Below are 10444 nucleotides of genomic sequence, written 5' to 3'. Positions count from 1 at the left end.
GCCAGGGGATCGCATTCATGGCCAAGACAATGCCCTTATAAGTTTCAGGTGCTTGCTCCTGGTGCTGTACGAGCAAGTGCTTCGCTTCACTATCTTCCAAGATGTGGGCAATCCGTTCAGCGGGGTAAGTCGGATCAATCGGCACATACGCGCCTCCAGCCTTCAGTACCCCCAGAATGCTGACAATCATGTCCAAGGAACGATCCATCAGAATCGCGACAAACGATTCCCTCTCCACTCCCTGTTTCCGCAAGTATCTTGCCAATTGGTTGGCTCGAGCGTTGAGTTCACGATAAGTAAGGGACTCGTCTTTAAATACCACAGCGATCTGATCAGGCGTTTTCGCCACTTGTTCCTCAAACAGTGCCTGAATTGTTTTTTCTGCTGGGAAGGCAACCGAAGCCTGATTAAAACCATATATCAATTGATCTTTTTCTTTTTCGGTAAGGATTTCTATTTCTTCTACCGGAATGGAAGGCTGACTCAACACAGTCCGGGCAATCTGAAGCAAATGACTCTCCATTTGTTCAATCCATTCCCGACGATATAAAGCCCGATTAAACGAAATCTTCACCATCAAACGATTGGAAAGATGAACTTGCAGACCAAAATCATAGTTGGTCTGTTCAAATACATCCATTCCTGTAATGGTAAAACCTATGGAGGAAAGACTTTCTTCCTGACCCCAATTTCCAAGGCTCACTGGATAGTTTTCAAAAGCAATAATGTGGTTTAACAGCTTATTCTCAGCTACCCCACTTATCTTTTGAATATCGGCCAGTGAAACATAATGATATTGTTCAGAGATCAAGGCTTCTTTTTGTACCCGTTTTAACAAATCTACAAAAGGTTCCTGTTCTTTACTGCAAATCCGGACAGGAATGGTATTGATAAACAAACCTACAATCTTCTCTACACCTTGGATCTCGGCAGGTCTTCCAGAAACAACCGATCCAAAGATCACATCTTTGGTCTGATTATATTTTTGGAGCAGAACCCCCCACATGGTTTGAAAAACGGTATTCATGGTGACTTGATAAGATTTTGCAAACTGAGATAAACGTTCTGTCAGCTCTTCATCAAAATAAAAAGTATACGATTCATGCACTGCCTCGGATGAGGGTTTGGTGTTTTTAAAGGGTATCTCTACTACCTGGTCATACCCTTGCAAGTACTCTTTCCAGTAAGCATAAGCTTCTTCCTCATCCTGCTCTTCCAACCAACGAATATACGTACTATAAGGGATCGCTTTCACTTGTGGAAGGGGCTGATGATGTAAAGAACGCTGATACATCTCAAAGAGATCACTCAATAAGATCCCCACACACCAACCATCCATCAAAATGTGGTGACTACTGATCATCATTTCATACGTATGAGGTCCCAATTGAATGACAGAAAGACGGATGAGAAGATCCCGGGAAAGGTTAAATCCCTTCTCCCGATCCTTCTTTCTAAAGGCTTGCAAATAAGCTTCTTGCTCTTTCGTGTTTAAGTGCGAGAGATCTTCAAAATGGATCTCTCCCTTTCTCTCTTTCATTACAATTTGGAGCGGTCGCTTCACCTTTTCATAGATAAAAACAGTGCGCAACACATCATATTTTTGAATCAAGTGGTTGAAGCTTTTTTCTAAACAATCCAGATCAAGAGTTCCTTCGATACGGAAACTCATCTGGTCAAAGTAAACCGAGCGATCAGGATCTTTTAAGGAATGAAACAACATTCCTTGTTGCATCGGAGATAAACGATAGATATCTTTTACGTTTCTTCTATCAAACACACCCTACCACTCCTCAACTATCTCCAGTTCCAGCTTGTTGACAAAGGTTTCATTCTAATCCCGGGTTTCCTTTTCCGTTTGGCTTCCATTGCTTCACCTCTGGCAAAAATCGTTCACTTCGAAAAGGAAACCCGGATTTGTCAACTGCCCCGTCACTTACTCTTGCCCTTCAAACACAGCAAACACATCATCCAGTTCTTCTAACGTTAAATCTTTTTCAGTAAAATCACTCGGTGTGTGTTCAGTCATTTCTTTCTGGATACAATGATCCACGATTTGTGTCAGGTAGAATCGATACCGTTCCACCACATTTTCAATGGTATCCGCCGTAAAGACATGAGGGTTATATAGAAAATTCATTTGTAATTGACCATTGACGACAGCCCCATTGATATCCAGCGCATAGGTATTATGATTGTCAGGGTTAATCTCCTGTCCCATCGGCATCGGTGCCCCAGCAATCGATGAGTCGCCCTGATCCACTTGCCCCAGATAGTTGAAAGAAATTTCGGGTTGGAGACGGGAAGGACTGTCTTTTAATTCGCCTAGATACTTTAAGATTCCATAACCGATTCCTTTGTTTGGAATCGATCGTAATGTTTCTTTCACTCTTTTAATAACAGAAGACAATTCGTTGGTAGATAGATCAAAAATCACAGGATAAAGAGAAGTAAACCATCCAACTGTACGACTTAGGTCGATTTCTTTGATAATTTCTTCCCGACCATGTCCTTCCAAACAGACAGCGACATGGTTCTGCTGTGTCCATTCCCGAATCGTCAGTGCCAATGCGGCTAATAAAAGATCATTCATTTCAGTCTGATAAGCTTGATGTGCCTCTGTCAGCAGGTGCTTCGTTTTTTCTACGTCAAATACCATGGTCTTGCTCTTGATATCGCCAAAGCGATATGTGCTTTCCCCTGGATGATCTTTCGGTAGTGCTGGTACAGGGGTTAGCTCGATCTCCTTCCAATACGCGGCTTCTTTTAACAACTTTTTCGACTGCGCATAAGTTTGAAGCTTGGAAGCCCATGTTTGATAGGAACTGGTCTTTGCTGGCAAGGTCCCTTTTCGCTGATAGAGGGTCTCAAAGTCCTCCAGTAAGATGCGCCAAGAAACGCCATCAACGACCAGATGATGAATAATGATCAGCAAGTAATCCCCACTGATTGTGCGGAAAAGTCCAAGCCGGACAAGCGGTCCTTCAGAAAGGTGGAGGTTTTCTTGAAGGCGATTCGCCTCCTCCTCCATCCGCTGTCTTACATCAGTTTCTTGTGTGAGATCAAATACCGTAAGGGTAAAGTGCTCTCCATCCAATCCTAAGTTGGTTTGGATGATCGCGCCTGCTTCTTGTCGATAACGCATGCGCAATGCATCGTGATGAGCCACCAATTGGCTAAATGCTTGTTCTACCCGTTCTTGATCCCAACCCTCTCGATTAAACAACATCATGGACTGATTATAATGATGCGGTTTGGCAAAGGATTGTTCAAAGAACCAATGCTGGATCGGTGTCAGAGGAACATCGCCCTTGATTAGGCCTTGCTCTGACTCGATTTGCGTCGTTTGTACAAATGGGGTGAGATCAAAAATGGTTGGATACATAAAGAGATCTCGCATATTTAACTTCAGGTTTTGCTGATTGAGTCTAGCGGCAATTTGAATCGCTTTAATAGAATCTCCACCTAAATCAAAGAAGTTATCATGAATACCGACTTGTTTGACTCCTAAGACTTCTTGCCAAATTTGTGCTAGTGTTTGTTGGATGGGATCGGTTGGTGCCACATAATCTGCCCCTGTATCCGTTGGTTCCACAGGTTCAGGCAGATTGCGCTTATCTACTTTTCCGTTTGCTGTAAGTGGTAGTTTTTCCAGTTCCATAAAGCTAGCAGGAATCATGTATTGTGGCAGCGATTGACTCAAATGCTCGCGTAGCTCTGAAACCGTCCACGATCCACGGGTAACCATATAAGCGCACAGATAGGGGTATCCTTGACTGTCACGGCGTGCGACAACCACTGCTTCTTTGATGGAAGGATGTTCTAACAAACGGGTTTCGATTTCCCCCAACTCAATTCTATAGCCGCGAATCTTCACTTGATCATCGATTCGTCCCAAGAACTCGATATTTCCATCTGGAAGCCAACGAGCCAAGTCACCCGTCTTATAAATTTTTTCCCCTGGTACATAAGGGTTAGGAATAAAGCGCTCGGCAGTTAAATCCGGACGATGGAGATAGCCACGTGCCAAACCTTCTCCGCCGATGCACAATTCACCGGTTACACCAACCGGTTGAAGTTGATTGTGTTGATTGAGGATATAAATTTTCTTATTCGCAATGGGTTTTCCAATCAGGGCTTTATCCATTTCAACAGTACATTCCCCAATCGTTGCATCTACCACTGCTTCGGTTGGACCATAGGCATTTAAGAAGGTTCTTCCTTTCCCCCAATGTTTCACTAAATCAATCGGTAACGCTTCTCCACTGGTACTAATGGTATTCAAATGCGGTAAATCCTCACAAGGCAAAGCTTTTAAAACAGATGGCGGAATAAACGGAATCGATGTAATCTCTTTTTCTCTTAGCCACTGAATAAACTCCGCTCCATTTAATAGTTTTTCTTTTTTCACAATATACAGGCTCGCTCCAGATAATAAGGTGTGGAAGATATCCCCTACCGAAGCATCAAAGCTAATGGGAGCTAATTGCAAGACACGACTTCCTTGGCGAATATTGTAGGTTTCGGCCATCAGACGCAAGTTGACTACGCCTCGATGCTCAATCATGACTCCTTTTGGCTTTCCTGTTGAACCGGAGGTGTAGATCAGATAAGCCAAATCATTCGCCTCATTGACGATCTCAAGATTAGAATCATCGACTTGTTCCCGCTCCAGCTCATCCAGAATCAGTACTTTGCCTTTGTACCCTTCCGGTGTAGGGATATGCTTGTGCTTCAGTAACAGTTGAGCCCCACTATCTTCCAGCATATACAGGATTCGTTCGACAGGATATTCAGGGTCAAGAGGTACATAAGCCCCACCGGATTTGAGGACACCCAGAATCGCAACAATCATCTCGGCCGAACGATCAACAAGAATGCCGACGAAGTTTTCCCGTTGGACTCCTTGTTCTCGCAAGATACGAGCTAAACGATTCGCACGCGCATTTAACTCCCGATAAGTGAGCTGATCTTCTTCAAAGACGACAGCGACACTCTCAGGCGTTTTCTCTACTTGTTCTTCAAACAAGGCATGGATGGTTTTATCTTTTGGGAAGTCTTTGTCGGTTTGGTTGAATGTAAACAATAGTTGCTGTTTCTCTTCTTCAGTAACCAGTTCAAACTCAGACAAAAGCTGTTCCGGATTTGCCACAATCTGACGTAAGAGATGCACAAAATGTTGAGCCATCCGCTCAATGGTCTCACGTTTAAACAAGCTGGTGCTATATTCCACCGAAACATAGAGTCGGTCATAACCTAATTCAGAAAGATCCCAAGTCAGATCATACTTGGTATTTTTGTACTCCCAGTCAAAGTTGCGAAGAACAAGTCCGGGAAGTTCCATATCCTTGATTTCCATGTTTTGCAAATTCAACATGGTATCAAATAAAGGATGACGGCTGAGATCACGCTGGAGATTTAATTTCTCAATAAGATCATCAAATGGATAATCCCCATATTCATAAGCTTGTAACACTCGCTCTTTGACCGATGCCAGGAACTGTTGGAACGTTTGATTGCCTGTTGGATAATTACGGAGTGCCAGCGTATTAATAAAGACACCCACAATGGACTCTAGATCGGCATGAGGACGTCCCGCAACAGGGGTTCCCACGATCAAATCTTCTTGTCCGGTATATTTATAGAGCAATACATTGTACGCAGCCAATAAAGTAATAAATAGAGTGCTTCCTTCTTTCTTAGATAACTCTCTTAATTGTTTGACCAGATCACGGTCCATTTCAAAGCGAAGAGTCTCCCCATGGAACTGTTGAACCGCAGGACGTGTATAATCTGTTGGCAGCTCCAGGACAGGCAATTCACCAGCAAATTGATTCAGCCAATAAGTTTCTTGCTCTTTAAAACTCTCTTTTTGCTTCTCACTTTGCTGCCAAACGGCATAATCTTTATATTGAATTCGTAAGGGAGGTAACTTTTCTCCACGATAGAGTTGGGTTAACTCTTGGAGTAAGATCGTATTGGATACCCCATCTGAGATAATGTGATGCACGTCCATCATCAAAATGTGCCGGTCCTGATCCAGTCGAATGAGTCCTGCACGTAATAAGGGCGCTTCGCTTAACTCAAAGGGTCGGAGAAACGCGTCAATTAAAGCAGGAACCTCTTCTTCCTCCGCCACCCACATCTCCAAGTTCCACTCCCATTGTGAGTGAACCTTTTGTACTAGTTTGCCATCCACTAGATGGAATGACGTCCGGAGCGATTCATGGCGTTCAATCAGGCGACGGAATGCTTGAGACAATTGCTCTACATCTAGCGTGCCTTGTAATTCAAGGACAAAAGGAATATTATAACTGGTTCCTCCTTTTGCATCCTCCAACTGTTGTGCCATATACATCCGTCTTTGAGCAGAAGATAATGGATAGTAGGCTTGCTTTTCCGCTGGCTCAATGGACGCATAAGGATTTCCTTCTGCCTCACGAATATAATCGGCTAATTGTTTAATCGTTGGACGATTAAAGAGTTCACGCAGTGGAATCTCTACATTTAACTTCTTATGAATACGAGAGGCCAGCATCGTCGCTTTAAGCGAATGTCCACCTAGTTCAAAGAAATTGTCATGAATGCCTATCTGCTCTACTCCGAGAATCTCCTTCCAGATGGAAACCAAATCTTCTTCTGTTTCGTTCGTCGGAGCGGCATAGTCTTCTTGCTTCTGCCCTCTGCCGAATGGTTCTGGTAAAGCACGTTTGTCCACTTTTCCATTGGCATTGAGTGGTAATTTTTCCAATTCGACAAAGTATGAAGGAATCATATATTCAGGTAAGGATTTGCCCAGATGTTCCCGTAGTTCCGCTACCGTCCAAGGGCCATCGGTCACCAGATACGCACAGAGATATGAATGGCCTTGCTCATCAGTACGTGCGACCACCACAGCCTCTTCAATTTGAGGATGTTGTAACAATTGATCTGTAATCTCCCCTAGCTCAATACGGAAACCACGGATTTTGACTTGATCATCCAACCGTTCAAGATATTCAATATTTCCATCCGGCAACATGCGGACAAAATCCCCTGTTTTATACATCCACTCGCCAGGGACAAAAGGATTTGCTACAAATCTTTCCTCTTTTAGATCAGGGCGATTGAGATAGCCCCGGGCCAACCCTTCTCCCCCAATACATAACTCGCCTGGGATTCCAATTGGCTGAAGCTGCCCATCCCGGTTAACAACATAACAGGTGGTATTGCTAATGGGCTTACCAATCGGAACTGTTTGGCTCTTAAGAATCGAACGATCGACAGAGAAAGCAGTCGCAAACACTGTCGTTTCGGTTGGACCGTAGACATGAATGATTTTGTGTTCTCCCAAATACGCCAATGCTTGTTGCACATGTTTGATGGATACTTTTTCCCCGCCAAATAAAATCTTTTTCATGTGCTTAAAACAAGCAACATCTAAGTGAACCAAGGTGTTAAAGAGAGCGGTTGTCATAAAGGTAACCGTGATTTGATATTGAACGATTAACTTCGCCAGTTTTCCAGGATCTAACAATTCTTCTTTGGAGACCAAGACGAGTTGGGCTCCATTTAATAAAGCACTGTAAATATCAAAGGTAGAACCATCGAAGGCATAGTTGGAGAGCTGTAAAATCCGATCGTCTTCTGTAATCTCGATATAGCCATTATTTTTGATTGTTCTCACAACATTTCGGTGAGTGGTTAAAATCCCTTTTGGCTTTCCGGTTGAACCGGAGGTGTAAATAATGTAGGCAAGATCGGATGCTGTATTTTCGCTCTCCAGATTAGTGCCGGATTCTTCTTGCCATTGTGGATCACTGAGAAGGACAACCTCACCTTGATAATAAGCCGGAATCATTTCTTCTTTTTGAACGATTAAGAGTTGGGTCCCACTATCTTCGAGCATGTACTCAATCCGATCCGCAGGATAAGTGGGATCTATTGGCATATAAGCGCCACCGGCTTTTAAGATTCCGAGCAACCCTACAATCATGTCAAACGAACGCTCGGAAATGATACCCACTATTTGCTCTCGTTGTACACCTTTCTTCTTCAATGCCCGAGCGAGCTGATTGCTCTTCTTGTTCAATTGCTGGTATGTCATGGACTCTCCCTGGTAAATTAAAGCAACCTGTTCAGGTGTTTTCTCTACCTGCTCCTCAAATAGTTGCTGAATCGTTTTATTCCGTGGATAGTCGGTATAGGTTTGGTTAAATCCAACGAGTAACTGCTGCTTTTCTTCCTCAGTTATGATCTCAATCTGTTCAACCGGAATATCTGGATTCTTTACGATAATCCGTGCGATATTCTCTAAATGCTTAGGAATTTGCTCCATATAGGAACGGGGGAAGACTCGTCCATTGAAAATAAGTTTTCCAACCAATTCCTGATCGGCATGAAGTTGTACACTCAGATCGTAGTTGGTTTGTTCAAATGAATCCATTCCTGTAATGGTAAATCCAAGTTGCCCGGCTGACTTTCCATTTTGGAACGTTCCTTCATTCACGGGGAAATTTTCAAATGCCACGACATGGTCAATTAATTGTTTGGATCCATTTGCTGCTTGGATTTCTGCCAAGGATAAATAGTCATATGGCTCAGATGAGAGAGCCGCATCCTGTACTCTTTGCAACAAGTTTTGAACGCTTTCTTTTTCCTTCCGCTGGATCCGAACAGGAATAGTGTTAATAAACAAACCAACGATCTTCTCTACATCGGGTATTTCCGCAGGCCGCCCGGATACGACCGAACCAAAGACAACATCGGTTGTGTTGTTGTACTTTTGCAGTAAAATTCCCCAGATCGTTTGGAAAACGGTATTCATTGTGACTTGATTTTTTTTGGCTAAAGCAGCCAGTTGTTGGGTTAACTCCTGATCAAATCGAAAATAAATCTCTTCATTCTGATACTCGGTTTGTTTGGATTCCGTTCGGCAGGGAATACCTGTGATCTGATCATATCCTTGCAGATAGTTTTTCCAATATGCTCGAGCCGCTTCTTCATCCTGTTCTTCCAGCCAAGCAATGTAGTGACTATAAGGAGTTACTTTTTCTCGTGGAATAGGTTGGTTATGAAGAAGTCGTGTATACATGTCGAATAAGTCATTTAAGAGAATGCTAATACACCAACCATCCATCAAAATATGATGGTGACTAAAGATCAGTTGATAATGCTGATCATCGGTTTTTAACAGGGTAAGACGGATTAAGAGATCTCGAGAGAGATCAAATCCTTTCTCCCGATCCTCTTTTTTCAATTCTTCTACCAGCTGGGTTTGTTTCTCTTTTTCGATATGAGAAAGATCACGATAATCGATCGCCGCTTTTCTCTCTTTTAAAACCACTTGTGTGGGTTCTTTCACTTTGGTATGGAGAAAGATCGTCCGTAAAATATCGTATTTTTGAATCAGCAGATTGAGACTCTCTTCCAGACAAACAAGCGATACCGTTCCTTCCAGATGGAAAGTCATCTGTTCAAAATAATGGCTACTTTGATCCATCAAGCTATGAAATAAAATCCCTTTTTGCATCGGAGATAATCGGTAAATATCCTTGACATTACTTGGATCAAACATAGAAACCACCTCGAATCAAGCTTGTTAACAAAGTTCCTTTCTGATTTGGGGTTCCTTTTCCAAAGCATATTGCTGATCAAAAAGGAACCCCGATTTGAATCAGAATGGCTGACAATGCTTCCTTTTAACCACGGTTTTTCCTTTTCCACTTTGCTTCCCATGCCTTTTCTCAGGAAAAGTGGCTCATTGGGATTAGGAAACCCGGATTATCAACCACCTTATCCGCATTTTTTATAGATCTTTTAACGCAGCAAAGACATCATCCAAATCTTCCATTGTCATTTTTTTCATACTGAAATCACTCGGGGTTCTTTCCACTGTTTTTTTGTTCACACAATGAGAAATAACTTCCAGCAAATAAGACTTGTATCTTTCAACCAGCTTTTCTATTGTTTGTGGCAAGTAGGCCTTGCGATTGTAGTGGAAGTTGAGATGCAGGACGCCATTCATAATCACTCCATTCACCTCGAGGGCATGAATCTGGCGATTGCGTGGACTAATCTGGTGCCCCATCGGTAAGACCGCCATTTCTTGGTCTGCTCCTTCTTGTCCAAACTGCCCCAGATAGTTGAAACTCATCTCGGGCTGTAAACGGAAATCAATCTTTTCTTCGCTTAGATACTGGAGCAGGCCATAACCGACGCCCTTATTGGGAACCCGGCGCAAGGTCTCTTTTACTTCTTTGATTGCGGTTGAGAGATCATCGGTTTTTAGTTCAAACAACACCGGATAGATCGAGGTAAACCATCCCACGGTTCGAGTCAGATCGATTCCTTCCAGGATCTCTTCCCGGCCATGCCCCTCCAAGTCGATGGCGACTCGTGTTTCGCCTGTCCATTCCTTCATCGTGAGAACGAGAGCGGTAAGGAGCAAATCATTGATTTCCGT

Annotated in this window: 3 protein-coding genes; all 3 read right to left on the bottom strand. The window is 43.2% G+C overall.

Translation table 11 applies throughout. The annotated features are described in order from the left end of the window. A partial coding sequence (locus tag BMZ78_RS17830; protein WP_139203363.1) for a condensation domain-containing protein occupies positions 1 to 1780 on the bottom strand: 1780 nt, incomplete at its 3' end. A gap of 156 nt (positions 1781 to 1936) precedes the next feature. Continuing rightward, a complete protein-coding gene (locus tag BMZ78_RS17825) occupies positions 1937 to 9556 on the bottom strand; it encodes a non-ribosomal peptide synthetase (protein ID WP_093231744.1) in 7620 nt (2539 codons plus the stop codon). Positions 9557 to 9787: 231 nt separating this feature from the next. Then, a partial coding sequence (locus tag BMZ78_RS17820; RefSeq protein WP_245739935.1) for a condensation domain-containing protein occupies positions 9788 to 10444 on the bottom strand: 657 nt, incomplete at its 5' end.

This window comes from Thermoflavimicrobium dichotomicum (assembly GCF_900114055.1).
GTDB classification, from domain to species: domain Bacteria; phylum Bacillota; class Bacilli; order Thermoactinomycetales; family Thermoactinomycetaceae; genus Thermoflavimicrobium; species Thermoflavimicrobium dichotomicum.
The sequence above is the reverse complement of the archived record's forward strand: the minus strand, read 5'-3'. Positions and strand labels throughout refer to the sequence as shown.

What these genes read in the sequence shown, in the direction of transcription:
- BMZ78_RS17825 (WP_093231744.1), bottom strand. Translation starts at nt 9,556, where the DNA reads ATGTTTGATCCAAGTAATGTCAAGGATATTTACCGATTATCTCCGATG.